The following is a 21187-nucleotide window of genomic DNA, read 5'->3' as shown; positions in this document are numbered from 1 at the left end:
GCGTCGCGCACGCGGCTTCTTCGCGGAACAAAACCGTGCGATACAGCATCGATCAGCAGGAGGGACCGCGCCCGTGACCACCCATCAGCCGCCCCAGACCGTCCGCGCCAACGGCATCGACATCTGCTACGAGATTTTCGGCAACGACAACGCCGAGCCGCTGCTGCTGATCATGGGGCTCGGGGCGCAGATGATCCATTGGGACGATGCGTTCTGCGAGCAGCTCGCCGCACGCGGCTTTCGCGTGATCCGTTTCGACAATCGCGACATAGGCAAGTCGAGCCATCTCACCGGCGGCAAGCGCCTGACGCCGCTCGAGCTGCTGAAGCTGCGCTTCCTCAGGATTCCCGTCGCCGCGACCTACAGGCTGATCGACATGGCCAGGGACACGGTTGGGCTGATGGACGCGCTCGGCATCAAGTCGGCGCATCTGGTCGGGGCTTCCATGGGCGGGATGATCGCGCAGGAGGTGGCGCTGTCGTTTCCCGAGCGGGTGCGCTCGCTGACCTCGATCATGTCGACGACGGGCAATCCGCGCGTGCCGCCGCCGACCCGCGAGGCCGCCGCCATGCTGACGGCACCGCCACCGCGCAGCAAGGAGGAGTTCATCACCCGCTTCGGCGAGACCTGGAAGATCTTGCGCGCCGGATCGTTTCCGGAAGAGGAGGCACTCGATCCCGGCCGCGCAGAACGCGTCTTTGCCCGCGGGCTCAATCCTGCCGGCGTCGGCCGGCAGCTCCGCGCCGTGCTTGCCTCCGGCAGCCGCAAGGCGCGGCTGCGTAGCGTCAAGACGCCAACGCTGGTCATTCACGGCACGGTTGATCCGCTGGTTCGTCCCGAGGGCGGGAAGGACACTGCAGAGTCAATTCCTGGCGCAAAGCTGTTGATGATCGAAGGCATGGGCCACGCGCTGCCAATGCGCTTCTGGCCAGAGATCATCGGCGCCATCGACAAGCACGCGCATGGCGCGGCGGCGAAGGCGGCTTAAGTCTTCTTCGCGATCCAGATGACGTGGCGTGCGCCGCCGCCTCGGCCGGTGGCGCGGACGTTGACCTCGTTGACGTTAAAGCCGGCACGGCCGAGACGCTTGGTGAAGGCAGGGTTCGGCCCTGACGACCAGACGGCGAGCACGCCACCCGGTCGCAGCGCCGCCTTTGCCGCCCTCAATCCGCTCGCACTGTAGAGTGCGTCATTGCCCTTGCGGGTCAGCCCTTCCGGCCCGTTGTCGACGTCGAGCAGAATGGCATCGAAGGCCGAGCTCTTCGCCCGGATGATCTCGCCGACGTCGGTCTCGCGGATGCTGACGCGTGGGTCACCCAGGCTGTCACCAAAAACCTCTGCCATCGGGCCTCGCGCCCAGGCAACGACCGACGGGACGAGCTCGGAGACGACGATCTTCGCCTTGGCGCCGAGCACGGCGAGCGCCGCGCGCAACGTAAAACCCATACCGAGGCCGCCGATCAGAACGACAGGCTCGGCAACCCTCTCGATCTGCTTCGCCGCCAGCGTCGCGAGTGCGGCCTCGGAGCCTGACAGGCGGCTGTTCATCAGCTCGTTGGTGCCGAGCTTGATCGAAAACTCCTTGCCCCGCCGCATCAGGCGTAGCTCTTCGTCCGAGCCGGGTATTTTGGCGGCGTCGAGTTTTTCCCAGGGAATCATGGGAGAGTTTTAGCACGATCGGACGATCAATCACCCGCCGGCCCAGACGTCCAGCACATACCGGTTGTTCGTGCCCATGTCCTCGATCCAGCGTGCACTGGCGGCGGCATCGCTGCCGCTCTTCTCACCATGGATCGCGACGAGCGCGGCTTTCACGTCGGGCTCCATCTTGCCGCCGTCGCCGCAGACATAGATGATCGCGCCCTGCTCGATCAGCGGCCAGACCTTGTCCTTCTGCGCGGCGAGCACGTGCTGCACATAGGTCTTCGGCCCGTCTGCGCGCGAGAACGCCGTGAACAGCTCGGTGATGCCGCCGGCCGCCAGCGCCTTCAGCTCCTCCGCGTAAAGAAAATCCTGCTCGGGATGACGGCAGCCGAAGAACAGCATGGCGGGACCGAGCCTGGCCCCTTTCGCCTTGCGTGCGGCGCGCTCCTGGAGGAAGCCGCGGAAAGGCGCAAGTCCCGTGCCCGGACCGATCATGATGATCGGCACGGATGGATCGTCCGGCAGGCGGAAGCCCGCCTTGGTCTCGCGCACGGTGGCATAGATCGTATCGCCGGCCCGCCGGTTGGCGAGATAGTTCGAGCAGATGCCCTTGTAGGTGCCGCGCCCGGAGGCCGCGAGCCCTTCGACCACGCCCACCGTGACGCTGCACCGCGCCGGGTCGACTGACGGCGAGGACGAGATCGAGTAATAGCGCGGCGCCAGCAGCGAGAGCATTTCGAGATAGACGTGGAACGGCAATTCGCAGGCGGGATATTCGAGCAGCAGGTCGAACACCGATTTGCGCCTCGCCAGGATGTCGCTGCGATAGCGCTCGAGCGTTTCAGGCTCCTCCCCGACAAACGCCAGCAGTTTTGGCTTGGTGACGGGGCAGCGGGTGTGATCCGCCATGATCTGGATTTGCTTGCGCGTTGCGACCTGCTGCAGCTCGACGAACTCGCTGAGCAGGCGGCCGACCGACACGGCATCACCCACCGGCAATTGTGCGCGGCGGCCCTCTGCGACCTGGAGCCTGATCTGGTCGGCCGGCAGGAAGCCGAAACGGCGGGCCACCGAATCCACCAGCGTCGGATCGTTGCGCGGGACCACGCTCAAATGATCGCCGACGCGATAGGTGATGTTGGACGGCAGCTGCACCTCGATATGGCGCGTCGAGCGGTCGGAAGGGTTTGCGCCGGACTTGTTCTGGAGCTCGTCGTTGACCAGCACCTTCATCGCCACCGCGCCGCCCTGGGCCACGATGGTGTTGACCGCGGTCACCGCGACCGGCTCGATCGCGTAGAGCGGATCGTCTTCCGCCGTGCGGGTGAAATTCCAGTCGATGCCGAATTCCTTGGTCGCGACTTGCGCGGCCGCCGGGAACCATTTCTGGAACTGGCCGTCGAGATCGCTGCGCGCATCACCCTCGCCGCGCGGATAGACCGCGCGCGCACCATGCCTCGACAATTGCTCGTCGATGAAACGCGGCACCGACTGATAGGTCGCGGCCCAGTCGCTGTTGCCGCAGCCGAACACGGCGTAGCGCACGCCGGCGAAGGCATCCTTCGGCAGGTCCTCGCCGAGCCATTTGACGAACTGTGTCGCGTTGTCCGGGGGCGCGCCGTTGTAGGAGGCGCAGATGATCAGAACGCCCCCCTCCTGCGGCAGCTTGCCGACATAGTCGTCCAGCGCTCCGAGATGCACGGCAAAACCGTTGATCTCCGCAAGGTCCGCCATGCGCGTCGCAAGCTCCTCGGCGGTGCCGAGATTGGAGCCGTACAACACCAGCATCGGCGTGTTGTGGCCGGGCCGCGTGGTGGGCTGGCGCTGCGCCTTCGGCGCCGAGGACGCAGCCGCAATCGGCCCGCCATAGGTGCCGCGTTCGCGGTCGGCCCGCGGCCGCACCTTGATCTTGAAGCCTTCCGGCTTCATCGTCAGCGTTTCCTTCAGATGCATCTGATAGCGCTGATGGTCGATCAGCTTAAAGCGCTGCAGGATCATGCCGAGCGCAAGCGCCGCCTCGTGCATAGCAAAGCCGCGGCCGATGCAGGCGCGCTGGCCGTTGCCGAACGGCTTCCAGGCATTGATCGGCCGCTTCGCCTCGGCCTCACGGCTGAAATTCTCGGGATCGAAGGCATCCGGGTTCGGGCCCCAGACCGAGGGATCGCGATGCAGAGCCGTCACCAGGATGGTGATGAACGTGCCCTTCCGGAGCTTGTACTTGCCGCCGCCGATGGTCTCGTCCTGTAGCGGCGAGATGCCGTAAGCGGGTGCCGGCGGCCACAGCCGCAGCGCCTCCTTCAGGATCTGCGTGACGTAGGTGAGCTGCGTCACCTGCTGGTAGGTCGGCTTCGCGTTGACGTCAGGACCGAACACGCGATCGACCTCGTCATAGGCCTTTTTGAGGACGTCCGGATGCTTGAGCAGCGCATAGAGCGCGTAGGACAGGAGGCCGCTGGTGGTCTCGTGGCCCGCGATCAGGAACGTGTTGATCTGGTAGCGGATGTTGACGTCGTCGAGCTGCTCGCCGGTCGCGCGGTCGACGCCGGTCATCATCGCGGCGAGCATGTCCTTCTTGTCGTCGATCCCTTCCGAACTCTTGCGGCGCTCGGCGATGATCTCGTCGACCATCTTGTTCATGAAGGCGACGTCCTCGGCGAGCGTCTTGCGCCGCTTCTGCATCCAAAACTGCTCGAACGGCAGGCCGCGGGTCATCATGATGGTTTCGAGCGAGCGCACCAGCGACTCGACGAAGGGATGGTAGTCGCGCCGGTAGAACGAGTTGAAGCGGTACTCGAAACCGCATAGGCCGATCGTGTCCAGCGTCAGCGCGGTCATGTCATGGACGACGTCGATCTCGTCGTCGGCGTTGAGCCGCCCCCATTTCTGCACGAGCTGCTCGGCGATATCGACCATGCTCGGGTGATAGGACTGCATGGCACGGTTGCCGAACGGCTGCAGCAGGATGTTGTGCGCCTTGCTCCAGTTCGGCTCGCGTGTGTCAGCCGTGAACAGGCCGTCGCCGCCGACCGCGCGCACGCGTCGCAGCGCGCCGCGCACCGTCTTGTCGAAACGCTTCTCGTCGGAGAGCTCGTCGACGAGATCGTGGCCGGAGACGACGACGATCGGCGCGCCCATCATGTCGAGCCAGAAAATCGGGCCCAGCTCCTTGGCCAGCCGCGTCAGGTGCTGCACCGGGGCGGCGGAATCCAGCGATAACATGTTGCCGACCACCGGCCTGGTCGGCGGCTGCGGAATCGGGTTCAGTCGGTTCTTGGATGACATTTAACTACGCTTCCCCTGACCGCGTCATTCCGGGGCTCGCGAAGCGAGAACCCGGAATCTCGAGGTTCCGGGTCTAGTCCTTCGGACCATCCCGGAACGACGTCTAAAACTCACTCGGCAACAGCATCGTCAGCCAAACCGCCTTCTACGCCATTCGATCAGCTTGGCGCTGACCTCTTCCGGCTTCTCCTGCTGCGTCCAATGGCCGCTGTCCTTCACCAGATACTTCTCGAGGTCGGCGATCAGCTTGTCCATGCCGTCGGCCGCCGAGGGCGGCAGCACCGCGTCGTTCTCGGCCATGATCATCAGCGACGGCACGCTGATGTGGTGATCCAGCCCCTTTGATCTCTCCCAGTTACGAGTGAAATTGCGGTACCAGTTGATGCCGCCGGTGAAGCCGGTTTTCGTGAACGTATCGACGAACACCTTCTTCTCCTCCGGCGACAGGATCGGCGTGCGCGGATCATGTCTGGCGTCGTAATTCGCAATCATCTGTGGGAACGCCAGGTTGATGCGGGGCGAAGCACCAATGCCGGCAATCGGCTGTTCCTCGGGCGCACCCGGAGGGCGAGCGGCCGGCTTGCGCATGAAGGCATCGAACGTCTCTTCGACGCGGCTGCCGAAAATCTTGTCCGGCCCGCGCGCAGGGTCCTGGAACTGGACGATATACATGTGCTCGCCGAAGCGCTGGCGGAACAGCGCAATCGGATCGATCGGCGCCCGGTCCCAATGCGGGGTGTTGACGCCGACGACGCCGGCGACGCGCGAAGGATGCCGCAACGGCATCTGCCAGACGACGAAACCACCCCAGTCGTGGCCGACGAAGATCGCCTTCTCGATCCGGAGATGATCGAGGAGCCCGACGAGATCGCCGGTCAGATGCTCCATGTCGTAGGCCTCGACCGGCTCCGGCCGGTCGGTCGCGCCATAACCGCGCTGGTCCGGCGCGATCACTCGGATGCCGGCCTCGCTCAGCGCCTTGATCTGGTGGCGCCAGGAGAAGGCGAGCTCGGGCCAGCCGTGGCACAGCACGATTGGCGGAGTGTCCGTGGCCGGGCCGGCCTCGTAATATCCCATACGGATTCCGTTCGTCTGGGCGAACTGGAGTGGCGGCATTTCAATCATGATACGCTTCCTGATCAACTCGCTATTCGGCTGCGCCCTTGATATCGGCTGTGGGCGGCGCATAGGCCGCCTCCAGCGCGGCGAACTCCTCCGGCAGCATGTCGCACATCACCTGCACATGCGGGATGATGTTGGCGCCCACGATGAAGCCGAAATCGAGCTGGTCGCGATAGCTCTGCACGGTGATGTTGAGCGCCTGCCCGTGGGTCGAGATCGACACCGGGAAGATGTGCAGCAGCTCGGCACCGGCCGCATACAGCGTCTGCCGCGGCCCCGGCACGTTGGACACGGTGATGTTGGCCACCGGCGGTAGCACGTCCGACAAATTGGAGCGGCTGTAGAGCAGCGCCAGGATCTGCACCATGATCGGCGCTCCCAGCATAGAGATGTTGGAGACCTGCGGCATCAAAGCGCGCAGCGGATGCGACATCTCCTTGGACTTGGTCGACTGCGCGATGATGGCCTCCAATCGCGCCTTGGGATCGTCGATGTTGGTCGCGATCGCGCAGATCATGCCGAACACCTGGTTGTTGGCCTCGGTGTTGCCCTCCTCGCGCAGCGAGATCGGCACCGCCGCGGTCAGCGATTTCGCCGGCAGCGCGCCGTATTGCTGGAGGTAGCGGCGGACCACGCCGGAGGCGAGCGCCAGCACGACGTCGTTGAGCTTACCGCCGGCCTGCTTGGCCAGCGCCTTCGCCCGCGACAGCGAGATCGACACACCCGCAAAACTGCGCTCCGACGAGATGGTCTTGTTGAGCATGGTCGGCGGCGACACCATGCTGGCGAGGCTTTCCCGCGATTTGGGATCAGAGATCTTGCCAAGCACGTCGGAGACGCTCTTGAGCACGGTCGGGATGTTGCCGGCGAACCGCACCGCGCTTTCGATCTGGTACATCGCGTTGTCGAACAGGATCGAGCCGATGTCGCTCTTGCCGGTGCGCGGCAGTTGCAGGTTCCTCGCCGCTTGCGAGGCATCGAGCGGCTGGCTGAACAGCTGCTGATAGGAATCGAGCAGGTTCGCCGCGATGTCGCGCGGCTCCTGCCCGGGCTTCGACCCGCCGGTCGGGGGATCGACCTGCCGCGGGATCGGCGAGATGTCGTAGATCATGTTGGTCAGCGCTGCACCGGCGCCACCGTCGATGGCGGCATGATGCATCTTCGAGTAGAGCCCGACCTCGTTGTCCTTCATGCCCTCGAACACATAGAATTCCCAGAGCGGGCGGGCGCGGTTCAACAGCTTGGCGTGCATCCAGCCGACGATGCGCTCGAGCGTGGCGCGGTCGCGCGGTTGCGGCAGGCTGGCGCGGAAGATGTGACGGTCGATGTCGAACTGATCGTCCTCGACCCAGGAGGGATGGTCGATGTCGAGCGGCGCCTTCTCCAGCCGCGCCTTCAGGATCGGCGCGATGTGCAGGCGCGAGACGATCATCGCCTTGAAGTCTTCGAAGAAGTCGCCCTTGTAATCGTCGGGCAGGCGAAAGATCGCCATGCTGCCGACATGCATCGGCATCTCAGGCGTTTCCAGATAGAGAAACGACGCGTCCAGTGACGACAGCTTCTTACCGTCGGCCATTGTTCCCTCCACTCAAATTCGACGGGCGCCTTTGCCGGCGCTTCTCGTCAGGCAGATACTGCCTGTTCCGGCGGGGCATATGCAATGGCAAACGGCCCTGCCCGGTCAAATGGCCAGAATTCCCCCTCCGGTTGCGCCAGGCGGTCGGCCACGGCCCACAGCGCCGCGGGGTTCACGCCGAGCCCGATATGGCTCGCCAGGTGGATCTCGATGTTCTCGGCGCGATCGGAAGGACGGAGCAGGCAGGTCCGCCAGTTCACGACGCCGTCGGCACGCGAATAGATCGACGTCGCCAGCACCGGCAGATCGCCCGCGATGGCCGCGCGCGCTTCCGCAAAATCCTCGACCCGCTCTCCGGATAGCGCCTCGTAGAGCCGCGTAGCGTTGGTCGCCCGCACGTCGTTGGCAAACGGGCTGCCGAGCGTGATCACGTAGCGGACCATGTCGGGCGCCCACAGCGCGAGATCGCGGGCATAGACGCCGCCGAGGCTCCATCCGACCAGGCTGACCTTGCGCCCGGTCGCGCCATGGATCTCGGCCAGGCGGGCGCGCAGCGACTCCCGCATCCGGCCGAGACCACCGAGATTGCGGCCCATCCGCCAGGCATGTGCCTCATAGCCGAGCTCGCTGAGATAGCGTCGCATCGGCGCCATCGAGAGATCGCTGGCGAGAAAGCCCGGCAGCGCCAGCACCGGATGGCCGTCGCCCCTGGGCGCGCGCATCAGGACGGGCGACAGCAGCAGGCTCGCATTCAATTCGAGCAGCCCACGGGTCTCGGCCAGCAGCAGGCCAAGAGCCGGCGGACGAAGCCGGTCTGTCCCCAGCGCCCCGTCCCGTCCGGGCGCCACTATTTCTTCTTGTCGCCGCTGCGCGTGCCGCCGAGGCCGGCCATCGCGACGAACATGTCCTGAAACCGCTCGGCGATCTTCGGATCGAAGGTGAACCAGCTCTGGACCAGCGACTCCGGCGAGATCTTCTCGATGTTGCTCAGGACCTGCTGCTGGAGCTTGTCCATCACCGCCGTCTGCATCGGCGCTACGTCGGGCAATCCGAAGAACTGGCGGGCCTCGAGGGGGGTGCAGTCGATTTCGATGTTAACCTTCATGTCCCCTCCGGATCAGATTCGAGCGGCCTGTTGCAGTATCGCCGCGACACGGTGTGCAACGCAAGCGACCTGAGACGGCCGGCCGGGCGCCGGCTTGCGTGATCGGCAGGTATGGTCAATCAAATCGCACGAGGGCACCGCACCGGCCGGCCGACGACCGTCCCGGCCTCCGGGGGATTTCACGAGTCGAAAGTCCATATTGCCGGCGAACCGTCCGCTCCGAGATTGCGGGTCAGCATTGCTGCACAGCGGCGCAACTTGGCGCGTTCCTTGCTGGAATGGCGCTTGCACGGGTCGATAACTCTGGGCAACATGGATAAATCAGCCCGCCGAACAATCAAAAATCACCGGTGCGGCAGTGTGGAGAGGGTCAAGAATGTCAGTCGGTCGAAGTCTGTTTGCGGCGGCGCTCGCCGGTACGTTTGCGTTGACGGTGTCGCCGGCGTCCAGCCAGACGCTGCGTTATGCCAACCAGGGTGACCTGAAGTCGCTCGATCCCTATACCCTCAACGAGAGCACCACCCACGCCCATCTCGGTCACGTCTATCAAGGCCTCACCGCGCGCGACAAGGACCTCAAGATCATTCCGGCGCTGGCGGAAAGCTGGGAAACGCCGGAGCCGACCCGCTGGCGCTTCCATCTGCGCAAGGGCGTGAAGTTCCACAACGGCGATCCCTTCACCGCGGACGACGTGCTGTTCTCGGCCGATCGTGTGCGCAAGAAGGGGTCGAACATGCAGACCCGTCTTGCGCCCGACGTCAAGGTGGTCAAGGTCGACGACTATACCGTCGATTTCGTCCTGCCCTCGCCCAATCCCATCCTGCATAACGCGTGGGATGTCTGGTACATCATGGACAAGAAATGGGCCGAGGAGAACAACGTCGTCGATCCCACGCCAGTGGCGGCGACCACGCCAAGCTACGCCTCGCTGCACGAGAATGGCACCGGCCCCTTCATCATCGAGAGCCATCAGCCTGGCGTGAAGACGGTGTTCAAGGCCAATCCCAATTACTGGGGCAAGGTTGAAGGCAATCTGAAGGAGATCATCTTCACCCCGATCGCCTCTGACGCTACCCGCGTCGCCGCACTGCTCTCGGGCGAAGTCGACGTCATCGAGCCGGTGCCGATCCAGGATATCTCGCGTGTCGATTCCAGCCCCAATGCCCAGGTGCTGAAGGGGCCGGAGCTGCGCACCATCTTCATCGGCTTCGACCAGACCCGCGACGAGCTGCTCTACTCCAATATCAAGGGCAAGAACCCGTTCAAGGACGCCCGCGTCCGCGAAGCCTTCTACAAGGCGATCGACATCGAGCTGATCAAGACGCGCGTGATGCGCGGACTGTCGACGCCCTCGGCGCTGATGATCGCGCCGGAGCTGTTCATACTGTCCAAGGAGTTCAAGCGGCCGAAATTCGATCCTGACGGCGCCAAGAAGCTCCTGACCGAGGCCGGCTACCCCGATGGCTTCGAGGTCACCATGGACTGCCCGAACGATCGCTACGTCAACGACGCCGCGATCTGCCAAGCCGTTGTCGGCATGCTTGCCCGCATCGGCGTCAAGATCAATTTGCTGGCGCAGCCGAAGGCGCAATACTTCGCTAAGGTGCTCAAGCAGGGCGGCTATCAGACCTCGTTCTACCTGCTGGGCTGGACGCCGAGCACCATGGACTCCCACAACGTGCTCTACGACATCATGGGCTGCCGCGACGATGCGAAATCCTCACGAGGCGAAGCCAATCTCGGCGGCTACTGCAACAAGGAGTTCGACGCAATCACCGACAAGGTGCTGGTCGAGACCGACACCGCCAAGCGCAACCAGCTGATCAAGCAGGCCTACGAGATCAGCATCAAGGACTGGGCCTACATCCCGCTGCACCAGCAGGCGCTGGCCTGGGGCGTGTCGAAGAAGGTCGACCTGCCGCAGCGCGCCGACAACCTCGTCATGTTCCATTGGGCGACCAAGAAGGAATAGCGTCACTTGAACACGAGGTCCCGGCAGCGTCACGCTTCCGGGACCTTTCCTTTTCCGGCTGACAAGGACGTTGGCCGTACGCTCATCCAAGGAAAGTGGAAGGCATGCTCGCGTTCACGCTTCGCCGCGCCGTCCAGGCCATCGGCGTCATGTTCGCCGTCGGCATCATCGCGTTCTCGATGTTCCGCTTCGCCGGCGACCCCGTCAACCAGATCGTCTCGATCGACACATCGGCGGCCGAACGCGAGGTCGTGCGCAAATCGCTCGGCCTCGACGATCCCGTGCCGGTGCAGTTCGTGCGCTATTTCGCCGACGCCGCGCAATTCAAGTTCGGTATCTCCTATCAATTCCGCCAACCCGTCGCGGCGCTGTTGATGGAGCGCATGCCCGCGACGCTGGAGCTGGCGATCTGCGCGACCGTCTTTGCGATGGTGCTGGGCATCCTGATGGGCGTCTATTCCGCGCTCAGGCGCGACACCTTACTCGCCAAATTATTCCAGGCGGTCTCGCTGATCGGCATCTCGCTGCCGACCTTCCTGATCGGCATCCTGCTGATCTATTTGTTCGCGGTGACGTTGGGCTGGCTGCCCTCGTTCGGCCGCGGCGAGGTGGTCAAGCTCGGCTGGTGGACGACGGGCCTACTGACGCTGTCGGGCCTGAAGGCGCTGATCATGCCCTCGATCACGCTCGGCCTGTTCCAGATGACCCTGATCATGCGGCTGGTGCGCGCGGAAATGCTGGAAGTGTTGCGGACCGACTATATCCGCTTTGCCCGCGCCCGCGGACTGACCACCCGCGCCATCCATTTCGGCCACGCGCTGAAGAACACGCTCATCCCCGTGATCACGGTGGCCGGCCTGCAGTTTGGCTCGGTTATTGCATTTTCGATCATCACCGAAACCGTGTTCCAGTGGCCGGGCATGGGACTGATGTTCGTACAGGCCGTGCAAAACGTCGATATCCCGATCATGGCTGCCTATCTGCTGATGGTTTCGCTGATCTTCGTCACCATCAATCTTGTGGTCGACATCCTCTATACCGTGGTCGATCCGCGCCTGCGCGCGACGGTCGGCCGCGCCGCATAAGGCAGCCCGCATGTCCGACGCAGTCGTCTCAAATTCCAACGGACAGAGCGCGCAGCCGGCGCACGCCGCGCGCAGCTGGTTCAGCCGCGCGCTCGACAGCGACGTCTTCTATTCGTTCCGCCGTTCCAAGCTGACGATGGTGGCGGCCGCCATCACGGTTTCGTTCTTCCTGCTCGCGATCTTTGCATCATGGCTGGCGGTGCAGAACCCGTTCGATCCGGCGCAGCTGCAATTGATGAACTCCCGGATCTCGCCGCTGTGGACCGCCGACGGCCAGAGCCCGTTCCTGCTCGGCACCGACGAGCAGGGTCGCGACGTGTTCTCTGCCATTCTCTATGGCATGCGGATCTCGCTCGCCGTCGGCGTTGCCGGCGTGATCTTCGCCGGCGCGCTCGGAATCGCGCTCGGCCTGATCGCCGGCTATTTCGGGGGCGCGGTCGACGGCGTGATCATGCGCATCGCCGACGTGCAGCTCACCTTCCCCGCCATCCTGATCGCGCTGCTGGTCAACGGCATCGCCAAATCGATCCTCGGCAACCGGCTCGATGCAAACAGCATGCTGGTGGTGCTGGTGATCTCGATCGGCCTGAGCTTCTGGGTTGGATATGCCCGCACCGTGCGCGGCTCGGTGATGGTCGAGAAGAACAAGGACTATGTCGCCGCCGCGCAGCTGATCGGCCTGCCAGCACCAAAGATCATGCTGCGGCACGTGCTGCCGAACACAATGGGTCCGATTCTCGTCATCGCCACCATCAACCTCGCGCTTGCCATCATCACCGAGGCGACGCTGTCCTTCCTCGGCGTCGGCCTGCCCGACACCATGCCCTCGCTCGGGACGCTGATCCGCATCGGCAACAACTATCTGTTCGCCGGCGAATGGTGGATTGTTGCCTTCCCCGGGCTCGCGCTGGCAGCGCTGATCCTCTCCATCAACCTGCTCGGCGACTGGCTGCGCGACGCGCTCAACCCGAAACTGCGATGAGTATGCGTTGCCCATGACCGAACCCGTTCTCTCCGTTCGCGACCTACACGTGGAATTCGCTTCCCGCCGCGGCACGCTGCGCGCCATCGACGGCGTCTCCTTCGACATCGCCAAGGGCGAGGTGCTGGGCGTGGTCGGCGAATCCGGCGCCGGCAAGTCCGTGACCGGGCTATCGGTGATCGGCCTGATCGATCCGCCTGGCCGCATTACTGGCGGCGAGATCCGCCTCGCAGGAATGCGGATCGACAACCTGCCGCCCGAGGAGATGCGCCGCATCAGGGGCAAGCGCATCGGCATGATCTTCCAGGATCCCCTCACCTCGCTCAATCCCCTGTACAAGGTCGGCGACCAGATCGTGGAGACGATCCGGACCCACCTCAATCTCTCCGAGGCGGCCGCCCGCCGCCGTGCCATCGATCTGCTCGCCGAGGTCGGCATTCCCGCGCCGGAAAAGCGCGCCGACGGCTATCCGCACGAATTCTCCGGCGGCATGCGCCAGCGCGTGGTCATTGCGCTGGCGATCTGCGCCGAACCGGAGCTGATCATCGCGGACGAGCCGACCACCGCGCTCGACGTCTCGGTGCAAGCCCAGATCATCTCGCTGATCAAGCGGCTCGGCCGTGACCACGGCACCGCCGTGATGCTGGTGACGCACGACATGGGCGTGATCGCGGAAACCTCCGACCGTGTCGCGGTGATGTATGCGGGCCGAGTCGCCGAGATCGGCCCGGTCCAGGACGTCGTCAGGAATCCGCTGCACCCTTACGCCAAGGGTCTGATGGGCGCGATCCCGACGCTGGCCGGCGACGACAAGCGCCTGGTGCAGATCCCGGGCTCGATGCCACGCCTGTCGGCGATCCCGCGCGGCTGTTCGTTCAATCCGCGCTGCGCCTTCGCCTTCGACCGCTGCCGCGTGGAGCGCCCCGAGCCGCTGCCGCGCGGCGCGCAATCGGTCGCCTGCCATCTCTATGACACGGTGCCGGCGGAGAGCGCGGCATGAGCGCTTCTTTCGTCCAGGCCACAAACCTGCGCCGCGTCTTCGACGTCTCGAAGCCGTGGCTCAATCGCGTGCTCGAAGGCGGTCATCTCGAATACCTCAAAGCGGTCGACGGCGTCACCTTCGACATCAAGAAAGGCGAGACCTTCGCGCTGGTCGGCGAGTCCGGGTCAGGCAAGACCACGGTCGCGCGGATGGTCGTCGGCCTGCTCCCACCGAGCTCCGGCGACGTCTTGATCGACGGGGTCTCGATGACCGATCCGCGGCAGGCGCCAGCGCGCCGCAAACTGCGCCGTCGCATCCAGATGATCTTTCAGGACCCCTATGCGAGCCTGAACCCGCGCTTCCGCGTCGATGCCATCATTTCCGAGCCGATCCGCGCCTTCGACCTGATCCAGGGCGAGCGCGACATCCAGGCCCGCGTCGGCGAGCTGCTCAGCCTTGTGGGTCTGCATCCCGACGACAGGCTGAAGTTTCCGCACGAGTTCTCCGGCGGCCAGCGCCAGCGTATCGCGATCGCGCGGGCGCTCGCTTCCGACGCCGAGTTCATCGTCTGCGACGAGCCGACCTCGGCGCTCGACGTCTCCGTGCAGGCGCAGATCCTGAACCTGATGCGCGACCTCCAGGACAAGTTCGGCTTGACCTACATGTTCATCAGCCACAACCTCGCTGTGGTCCGCCACATGGCGAGCCGCGTCGGCGTGATGTATCTCGGCCGCATCGTCGAGATCGCGGAAGGACGCGAGCTGTTCGCCCGTCCGCGCATGCCCTACACCAAGATGCTGCTGGGCGCCGTGCCTGACCTCGCTATGTCTGGCCGACAACGCATTCCGGTGAAGGGCGAGATCCCGAACCCGATCAATCCGCCCTCCGGCTGCGCCTTCAATCCGCGCTGTCCACTGGCGTTCGATCTCTGCCGCAAGGAAACGCCGGAACTGATCGACGGTGTCGCCTGCCACGCGGTGAACACCGCACCGGTCCCAGCGTGACGCGCGCGTGCCATGCGGCCTGCGCATTTGGCCGCGGCCTGGCGCTGTGATCAATTGCGCGCGCCGCAAATGAGGTAGACCATGGCCAGCAATATCAATCCCGATCCGTTCACGACGCGCCCCGAGATCGAGGGCACGTTCGGAGTGGTCGCCTCGACGCACTGGATCGCGACCGCCGTCGGCATGGGCATCCTGGAAAAGGGCGGCAATGCTTTCGATGCCGGCGTCGCCACCGCCTTCACGCTCCAGGTGGTTGAGCCGCATCTGAACGGTCCCGGCGGCGACGTTCCGATCATCGTCCATGACGTCAGGCGCGGCCGTACCGAGGTGATCTGCGGCCAGGGGCCCGCGCCGGCCCGCGCCACCATCGCGCATTATAGGAGCGAAGGCCTCGACATGGTGCCCGGCACCGGCCTGCTCGCGGCCTGCGTGCCCGGCACCTTCGAATCCTGGATGATGCTGCTGCGCGACTACGGCACGATGCGCGTGCGCGACGTGCTGGAGCCCGCGATCTCCTATGCGCGCGACGGCTATCCGCTGGTCGAGCGCGCTTGCGCCACGATCCAGACCGTCGAACAATTGTTCCGCAAGCACTGGCCGACCTCGGCCGCGGTCTATTTGCCAAATCGCGAGGTGCCGAAGCCCGGCACGCTCTTCACCAACAAGACGCTGGCCACGACCTACACCCGGATATTGAGCGAAGCCGAGAGCGCCGGCGGAGGCCGCGAGGCCGAGATCGAGCGCGCACGCAAGGCATGGTCGCAGGGCTTCGTCGCGGAAGCCATCGACAAATTCTGCCGGACGCAAGAAGTGATGGACGTCAGCGGCTCGCCGCATCGCGGCGTGCTTTCGGCCGACGACATGGCGCGCTGGCAGCCGACGGTCGAGGCACCGCTGACCTACGATTATGGCCGCTACACCGTCTGCAAGGCCGGTGTCTGGAGCCAGGGTCCGGTGACACTGCAACAGCTCGCACTGCTCAAGGGTTTTGCGCTCGACGGGCTCGACCCGACCGGGCCGGAGTTCATCCATCTCCAGATCGAATGCGCCAAGCTCGCTTTCGCGGATCGTGAGAAGTTCTACGGCGATCCGAAGTTCACCGAAATCCCGATCGCGACGCTGCTGTCGGATGCCTATAACGACCAGCGCCGCAAGCTCGTCACCGACAAGGCCTCGCTCGATTTCATCGCCGGCTCCGTCGAAGGCTTTGGCGGGATCGTAAAACTGCGCCGCGCGGAAGGGCAACGCGAGGCCGTCGGCGCACTTGGCGCCGGCGAGCCGACCGTCGGTCGCTTCGGCGAAGTGCGCGGCGACACCGTGCATTTCGACATCATCGACAAGGCCGGCAATATGGTGTCCTCGACGCCGTCGGGCGGCTGGCTGCAATCTTCGCCGATCATTCCGGAACTCGGCTTCTGCCTCGGCAGCCGCGCCCAGATGTTCTGGCTGGAGGAAGACCATCCGGCCGCGCTCGCCCCAGGCAAGCGCCCCCGCACCACGCTGTCGCCGTCCATGGCGCTGCGCGACGGCGAGCCGTATCTCGCATGGGGTTCGCCCGGCGGGGACCAGCAGGACCAGTGGATCACGCAGTTCTTCCTGCGCCACGTTCATTGCAACCTGAATCTCCAGGAAGCCATCGACGCGCCGGCCTGGCATTCCGAGCATTTCCCGATCTCGTTCTGGCCGCGTACCGCGCGCCCCGGGGTTCTCGTGGTCGAGAACCGGGTGCCGAAGGCGACGATCGAGAACCTGCGCGAGCGCGGGCATATCGTCGAGGTAGGCCCCGACTGGTCCGAAGGCCGCCTCACCGCGGCCTCGCGGGTCGGCGTGCGCCGGCGTGCCGCCGCCAATCCGCGCGGCATGCAAGGCTACGCCGCGGGACGCTGAAGGCAGCACATGACCTGGTCGATCATCGCGCGAGACCCTGCCACCGGCCAGTTCGGCATCGCGGTTGCGACCCGCTTCTTCGCCGTGGGCGCACGCGTGCCCTACATCGCGGCGGGCCTCGGCGCCATCGCGACGCAGGCCTTCGTCAATCCCTATTACGGCATCGACGGCGTCAAGCTGCTGCGCGAAGGCCTCAACGCGCATGATGTGCTCGCCTCGCTGCTGGCGACTGACAACGGCCGCGAGAGCCGCCAGATCCACGTCATGGACGCGAGCGGCGAGATCGCCGCGCATACCGGGCGCGATTGCGTCGACTGGTGCGGCCACATCGCCGGCAGCGGCTTTTCCATTGCCGGCAACATGCTGACCGGCGCCGACGTGCTCGACGAAACCGCAAAGACCTACATCGCCAATGACAGCCTGTCCTTCCCGCGCCGCCTGCTCGCTGCGATGCGCGCGGGCGAGGCTGCGGGCGGCGACAAGCGCGGCAAGCAGTCGGCGGCGCTGCTGATCCACGGCGAAGAGGAATGGCCGGCGCTCGACATTCGTGCCGACGATCATCCCGATCCGCTTGGCGAGCTCGAACGGCTCGAACGTGTCAGCCAGGAGCTCTGGGTGCATTTCCGCAGCTCGCTGCCGACGCGGCAGAACCCGGCCGGCAACACCGATCGCAGCGTCATCGACGCGAGCATCGCAGCAGCGCGCGCAAGGCAGTCATGAGCGCCAGCTCTCTCATCGAGATCGAGGACCTGCGCATCCGTTTCCACGGCGACGACGGCCGCATCACCCACGCGGTCGACAGCGTCGACCTCAGCGTCGCCAAAGGCGCCACGCTCGGCCTCGTCGGCGAATCCGGCTGCGGCAAGAGCGTGACGTCGCTCGCGATCATGGGATTGCTGCCGAAGCAGAGCGCGGAGATTACTGGCGCGATCCGCTTCGACGGCTTCGATCTGCTGCATACGTCCGATCAGACCTTGCGTGACTTGCGCGGCAACCGGCTCGCGATGATCTTCCAGGAGCCGATGACCTCGCTCAATCCGAGCTTTACGATCGGTGACCAGATCATCGAGACGATCCTGCGCCACCGCGGCGGATCGCGGAAGAGCGCACGCGAGCGGGCAATCGAGCTCCTACGCCGCGTCCATATCCCTTCGCCCGAGCGGCGGATCGACGAGTATCCGCACAAGCTCTCCGGCGGCATGCGCCAACGCGTGATGATCGCGATGGCGCTCGCCTGCGACCCACAGCTCCTGATCGCGGACGAGCCGACCACGGCGCTCGACGTCACCCTGCAGGCGCAGATTCTGGAGTTGATGCGCGAGCTGAAAGCAGCGAGCGGCGCCGCGATCATCCTGATCACCCACGATCTCGGCGTGGTCGCCGAGGTCTGCGACGAGGTCGCGGTCATGTATGCGGGCGAGATCGTCGAGCGCGCGCCGGTCGACGAATTGTTCTCCGCGCCGCAGCATCCCTACACGGTCGGCCTGCTCGGCTCGATCCCGCGTCTGGACCATCGCGCCGAGCAGCTCGCGACGATTGAGGGCATGGTCCCGAACATGGCGCAGCCGCCCGTCGGTTGCCGCTTCGCCGCGCGTTGCCCGTTCGTGCTGGACGCCTGCACCAAGGCACCGCCGCCGCTGGTCGAAATCAGCCCCGGCCACCTCTCGCGCTGCATCCGCGCGCCGCTCGAAACGTTGGTGTCGTGATGGCCTCGTTTTCTCCTCTCGTGCCCCGGGCGCAGCGCAGCACAAGCTTAGCGCCGTGGTGCGCTGCTGAACCGGGCCCCATGGGGCGACAGCCTCGGTCCCGGTTCAGCGTCGCAGCACTCCGCGCCGCGCCGCGCCGGGGACACGAGATCGGTATTCGCGGAGACTACGGACGATGACCGCTCTCCTCGAGGTCGAAGGACTGGTCAAGCATTTCATCGCCCAGCGTTCGCTGTTCGGCCGGGCGCTGGCCCATGTCAAAGCCGTCGATGGCGTTTCCTTCTCTCTCGAAGCCGGCAAGACGCTGGCCCTTGTCGGCGAATCCGGCTGCGGCAAGTCCACCGTCAGCCGCCTTGTGCTGCGGCTGATCGAGCCGGATGCGGGCTCTGTGCGTTTCGACGGCCGCGATCTGCTCTCGCTGGACGCCCTCGCGCTGCGCAAGTTCCGCCGCGAGGCGCAGATCATCTTCCAGGACCCTTACGCCTCGCTCAATCCGCGTATGACGGTCGGCCAGATCCTGACCGAGCCGCTGGCCCTGCATGATCTGGTACCGCCGGCGGAACGACGCGAGCGCGTCGCAGACATCTTGCGGCTGGTCGGCCTCGAGCCACGGCTCGAGCGGCGCTATCCGCACGAATTCTCCGGCGGCCAGCGCCAGCGCATTGCGATTGCCCGCGCGCTCGCGGTCGAGCCGAAGCTGATCATCTGCGACGAGCCGGTCTCGGCGCTCGACGTCTCGATCCGCTCGCAGATCCTGAACCTGCTGCGCGAGCTCCAGGACCGGCTCGGCCTCGCCTACATCTTCGTCTCGCATGACCTCGCGGTGGTCAAGCACATCGCCGACCGCGTCGCGGTGATGAACCTCGGCCAGATCGTCGAGGAAGCCGAGGCCGACGCGCTGTTCGCCGCGCCCCGCCATCCTTATAGCCGCGCGCTGTTGTCCGCGATCCCCGTGCCTAAACCGCGGGCAAAGAGCAGCCGGATTGTGCTCCAGGGCGAGATCCCGAGCGCCCTCAATCCGCCGGGCGGGTGCCGCTTCCATACCCGCTGCCCCTACGTCATCGAGCGTTGCCGCAGCGAAATGCCGCGGCTCCTGCCGGATGGCATCGGACATGCAACCGCCTGCCACCGAACGTCGGAACTGCCGTCCTCCGCGGCGATCGTCCCGATGGACGGCGGCTTCTCGCCGGTCCTTGAAAAATTGGTCGCCGCCTTCAGCGGTGGCCCGGAAGCAGCGCGCGCGAGCGGGGTTAGTCCCTTGGGGACCGATCCCGCATAGCCGCAAAACAGAGGTTGAGAGCGATGAGCTTCATGCGTTTGGCAATCCTGGCGTCGGCCTTGCTGACGTCGCTCGCGGGCGCTGCCCAGGCCCAGTCCACACTTCGCATCGGCATCGCCGAGGACCCCGACATTCTCGATCCCAGCGTCGGCCGCACCTATGTCGGCCGCATCGTGTTCTCCGCCTTCTGCGACAAGCTGTTCGACATCGACGAGAAGCTCAACATCGTGCCACAGCTCGCGCTGTCGCACGAGACTTCGGCCGACGGCAAGGAGATGACGATCAAGCTGCGGCCGGGCGTCAAATTTCATGACGGCGAGCCCCTCGACGCCGAGGCTGCCAAATTCTCCATTGAGCGTCACATGACATTGCCCGGCTCGTTCCGGAAATCCGAGCTCGCAAGCGTGGATCATGTCGAGGTCGTTGATCCGCTCACCATCAAGCTGGTGCTCAAGACTCCCTACTCGCCGCTGATCGCTCAGCTCACGGACCGCTCCGGCATGATGGTGTCGCCCAAGGCGGCCAAGGAAGCCGGCGACAAGTTCGGCCTGCATCCGGTCTGCGCCGGCCCGTATAAGTTCGTCGAGCGCGTCCAGCAGGACCGCATGGTGTTCGAAAAGTTCGCCGACTACTGGAACAAGGACAACATCCATATCGATCGCATCGTGTTCCTGCCGATCGTCGATGCCACCGTCCGCCTCGCCAATCTGAAGTCCGGCGGGCTCGATCTGATCGAGCGCGTGCTCGCCACCGACATCAAGGACGTGCGCGCCGATTCCCGCCTCGTGCTGTCGACGGCGCCGGAGCTCGGCTATCTCGGCCTGACTGTCAACATCGGCAACGACAAGAACAAGGGGCCGCTAAGCCAGTCGGCAAAAGTCCGTCAGGCGCTCGATCTGTCGATCGACCGCGAAGCGCTTAACCAGGTCGTCTTCAATGGCGAGTTCACACCAGGCAACCAATGGGTCAGCCCGACCCATCCCTATTACCAGAAGGCCTTCCCGGTTCACGGCCGCGACATCGCAAAAGCGAAGGCGCTGTTGAAGGAAGCCGGCGTCACCACGCCGGTGACGGTGGATTACATGATCCCCAAGGGCGCGGAGAACGAGGCTGTCGCCCAGGTCGTGCAGTCGATGGCCGCAGAAGCGGGCTTCGATATCAAGATCCGCGCGGTCGAGTTTGCGACGACCTTCAAGCAGGCCCAGGCCGGCGAGTTCCAGGTATTCCAGATCAACTGGAGCGGCCGCATCGACCCCGACGGCAATTCCTACATCTTCATGCGCAGCAAAGCGCCGCAGAACGACGAAGGCTATTCGAACCCCGAGGCCGACAAGCTGCTGGAAGAAGGCCGGGCCACATCCGACGTCGATGAGCGCAAGGCGATCTATGCCAAGCTGACCAAGATCCTGCTCGACGACCTGCCGATCATCTACCTCTATCACCGCACACTGCTGATCGCGCACACCAAGAAGCTCGACGGCTACAGGCAGATGCCCGACGGACTGGTCCGCGTCGTCGGGCTGAAGTTCAAGTGATTACGGCTACGCCGCGGGACGCGATC

The 21187-nt window shown here is 65.0% G+C and carries 17 protein-coding genes; 11 read left to right on the top strand and 6 right to left on the bottom strand.

What is annotated here, in order from left to right; all coding sequences use genetic code 11:
* Positions 1 to 73 precede the first annotated feature (73 nt).
* The gene (locus tag AC5V87_RS12635) at positions 74 to 988 is read left to right on the top strand and encodes an alpha/beta fold hydrolase (protein ID WP_495371163.1); all 915 of its coding nucleotides are present in this window, start codon (positions 74 to 76) and stop codon (positions 986 to 988) included.
* Here AC5V87_RS12635 and AC5V87_RS12630 read toward each other — a convergent pair.
* From AC5V87_RS12630 to AC5V87_RS12605, 6 genes are all read right to left on the bottom strand, one after another.
* Positions 985 to 1659 (bottom strand): spermidine synthase, encoded by a 675-nt coding sequence (locus AC5V87_RS12630; RefSeq protein WP_495371162.1) that lies wholly within the window; start codon positions 1657 to 1659, stop codon positions 985 to 987. The two genes, AC5V87_RS12635 and AC5V87_RS12630, sit on opposite strands and share 4 nt — an antisense overlap.
* A gap of 30 nt (positions 1660 to 1689) precedes the next feature.
* Positions 1690 to 4926, bottom strand: a complete 3237-nt coding sequence (locus tag AC5V87_RS12625) for a bifunctional cytochrome P450/NADPH--P450 reductase (RefSeq protein WP_495371161.1) — start codon at positions 4924 to 4926, stop codon at positions 1690 to 1692.
* Positions 4927 to 5055: 129 nt separating this feature from the next.
* Complete coding sequence (locus AC5V87_RS12620; RefSeq protein ID WP_495371159.1) at positions 5056 to 6051, bottom strand: alpha/beta fold hydrolase; 996 nt, start codon at positions 6049 to 6051, stop codon at positions 5056 to 5058.
* 22 nt (positions 6052 to 6073) lie between these two features.
* Positions 6074 to 7624, bottom strand: coding sequence for a WS/DGAT/MGAT family O-acyltransferase (locus tag AC5V87_RS12615; protein ID WP_495371158.1), 1551 nt, complete (start codon positions 7622 to 7624; stop codon positions 6074 to 6076).
* Between the two features lie 47 nt (positions 7625 to 7671).
* Entirely contained in the window at positions 7672 to 8472 is an 801-nt protein-coding gene (locus AC5V87_RS12610) for an esterase/lipase family protein (protein ID WP_456839787.1), read from the bottom strand.
* The gene (locus tag AC5V87_RS12605) at positions 8472 to 8729 is read right to left on the bottom strand and encodes a DUF6489 family protein (RefSeq protein ID WP_235539575.1); all 258 of its coding nucleotides are present in this window, start codon (positions 8727 to 8729) and stop codon (positions 8472 to 8474) included. Before AC5V87_RS12605 ends, AC5V87_RS12610 begins: the two co-directional genes overlap by 1 nt.
* A 376-nt stretch (positions 8730 to 9105) precedes the next feature.
* Between AC5V87_RS12605 and AC5V87_RS12600 the strand changes: the two genes are divergently transcribed.
* The 10 genes from AC5V87_RS12600 (at position 9106) to AC5V87_RS12555 (ending at position 21161) form a co-directional block, all read left to right on the top strand.
* A complete protein-coding gene (locus tag AC5V87_RS12600; RefSeq protein ID WP_495371157.1) occupies positions 9106 to 10701 on the top strand; it encodes an ABC transporter substrate-binding protein in 1596 nt (531 codons plus the stop codon).
* 104 nt (positions 10702 to 10805) lie between these two features.
* Positions 10806 to 11786 (top strand): ABC transporter permease, encoded by a 981-nt coding sequence (locus tag AC5V87_RS12595; protein WP_456839789.1) that lies wholly within the window; start codon positions 10806 to 10808, stop codon positions 11784 to 11786.
* A gap of 10 nt (positions 11787 to 11796) precedes the next feature.
* Complete coding sequence (locus AC5V87_RS12590; protein ID WP_456839790.1) at positions 11797 to 12768, top strand: ABC transporter permease; 972 nt, start codon at positions 11797 to 11799, stop codon at positions 12766 to 12768.
* Positions 12769 to 12781: 13 nt separating this feature from the next.
* Positions 12782 to 13768 carry an ABC transporter ATP-binding protein gene (locus tag AC5V87_RS12585; protein WP_456839791.1) on the top strand — a complete coding sequence of 329 codons (987 nt, stop codon included), beginning with the start codon at positions 12782 to 12784 and terminating at the stop codon, positions 13766 to 13768.
* Positions 13765 to 14754 (top strand): ABC transporter ATP-binding protein, encoded by a 990-nt coding sequence (locus AC5V87_RS12580; protein ID WP_456839792.1) that lies wholly within the window; start codon positions 13765 to 13767, stop codon positions 14752 to 14754. Before AC5V87_RS12585 ends, AC5V87_RS12580 begins: the two co-directional genes overlap by 4 nt.
* 81 nt (positions 14755 to 14835) lie before the next feature.
* Complete coding sequence (locus tag AC5V87_RS12575; protein ID WP_495371155.1) at positions 14836 to 16641, top strand: gamma-glutamyltransferase family protein; 1806 nt, start codon at positions 14836 to 14838, stop codon at positions 16639 to 16641.
* A 9-nt stretch (positions 16642 to 16650) separates the two neighbouring features.
* Positions 16651 to 17361, top strand: coding sequence for a DUF1028 domain-containing protein (locus tag AC5V87_RS12570; protein WP_456839794.1), 711 nt, complete (start codon positions 16651 to 16653; stop codon positions 17359 to 17361).
* Complete coding sequence (locus tag AC5V87_RS12565) at positions 17358 to 18347, top strand: ABC transporter ATP-binding protein (protein WP_456839795.1); 990 nt, start codon at positions 17358 to 17360, stop codon at positions 18345 to 18347. The genes AC5V87_RS12570 and AC5V87_RS12565 overlap by 4 nt, the downstream gene beginning before the upstream one ends.
* A 175-nt stretch (positions 18348 to 18522) precedes the next feature.
* A complete protein-coding gene (locus tag AC5V87_RS12560; protein ID WP_456839796.1) occupies positions 18523 to 19626 on the top strand; it encodes an ABC transporter ATP-binding protein in 1104 nt (367 codons plus the stop codon).
* Positions 19627 to 19649: 23 nt separating this feature from the next.
* Positions 19650 to 21161, top strand: coding sequence for an ABC transporter substrate-binding protein (locus tag AC5V87_RS12555; protein ID WP_495371154.1), 1512 nt, complete (start codon positions 19650 to 19652; stop codon positions 21159 to 21161).
* Positions 21162 to 21187 lie beyond the last annotated feature (26 nt).

It is taken from the genome of Bradyrhizobium sp. SOJA106 (genome assembly GCF_059448745.1).
This window is presented reverse-complemented; position numbering and strand designations above follow the sequence as displayed.